The organism is Brachyspira catarrhinii, assembly GCF_005518285.1.
GTDB classification, from domain to species: Bacteria; Spirochaetota; Brachyspiria; order Brachyspirales; family Brachyspiraceae; genus Brachyspira; species Brachyspira catarrhinii.
On record NZ_SJDU01000794.1, the window covers coordinates 1 to 427 of the forward strand.

The 427-nt window shown below is 27.2% G+C and carries 1 protein-coding gene; it reads right to left on the reverse strand.

Annotation, left to right across the window (positions count from 1 at the left end):
- Positions 1-320 (reverse strand): HAD hydrolase-like protein (locus tag EZH24_RS13480; RefSeq protein WP_153227245.1); only part of this gene is annotated, 320 nt, incomplete at its 3' end.
- Positions 321-427 lie beyond the last annotated feature (107 nt).

The following is a 427-nucleotide window of genomic DNA, read 5'->3' on the forward strand; positions in this document are numbered from 1 at the left end:
GTATCGCATACACCTTCGTATAAATAAGTTTCGTCAATGCAATGCTCGTAATAATATTGAATATAGAAATTATACATTTTCTCTTCCAAACTTTCCAAATATTTTTTATCATATTTTCCGACAAAAAAATTTAAAGTTCTTTTTATAAGAATCCTTGCTCCGTTTCCGACATATTTTCGGACATTATCTATAGGAATTTCGGGCAAGTTAATATATTCCAAAGATTTATTAATCGATTTATGAATATCGGGAATGGAATCAATCAAAGTGCCGTCCAAATCAAAAATAATATTTTTTATTTTATTTTTTATCTCTTGCATAATTTTAATAATTTTAAACGCTATAAGAATGTTTAGGACTATTTCTTAATTCTTTCAATTCTCTTTTTAATCTTCTCTTTTCCCATAGGTTTATGAACTCTGCCGTG